Source organism: Pseudomonas sp. SMN11, assembly GCF_052041945.1.
GTDB lineage: Bacteria > Pseudomonadota > Gammaproteobacteria > Pseudomonadales > Pseudomonadaceae > Aquipseudomonas.
The window spans coordinates 1-423 of sequence record NZ_JBKGGW010000096.1; the positions used below are offsets into that span (position 1 = coordinate 1).

1 protein-coding gene and 1 pseudogene are annotated in these 423 nt (G+C 60.8%); both read right to left on the reverse strand.

Translation table 11 applies throughout. The features are described 5' to 3' along the window. Positions 1 to 111, reverse strand: a pseudogene (locus tag ACLEJU_RS28695) (electron transfer flavoprotein subunit alpha/FixB family protein); the annotation flags it as partial. Beyond that, positions 112 to 423, reverse strand: a 312-nt coding sequence (locus tag ACLEJU_RS28700) for an electron transfer flavoprotein subunit beta/FixA family protein (RefSeq protein ID WP_440776786.1), incomplete at its 5' end; no start/stop codon positions are given. It abuts the pseudogene before it with no gap.

Here is a 423-nt window from a genome sequence, read left to right on the forward strand (position 1 = left end):
TGCGACCAGCACGTGCACATCACCACCGATCTTGGCGGCAGCGGCAACGGTGTTCAGGGTGGCGGAGGCTATGGCACCGCCAGCGTGTTCAGCGACAACCAGGATAGTCATTTAGATTACCTTCGCTTCGTTCTTGAGCTTTTCGACCAGTTCGGCCACCGATTTGACCTTGATGCCGGCGCTGCGGGCAGCCGGGGCTTCGACTTTCAGGGTCTTGCTGGTGGAGGCGAGGGACACGCCCAGCGCGTCTGAAGTAACGGTTTCCAGCGGCTTCTTCTTGGCCTTCATGATGTTCGGCAGCGACGCGTAGCGTGGCTCGTTCAGGCGCAGGTCGGTGGTGACGATGGCTGGCAGGTTCAGCGAAACGGTCTGCAGGCCGCCATCGATTTCACGGGTGACGTTCAGCTTGTCGCCAGCCACGAT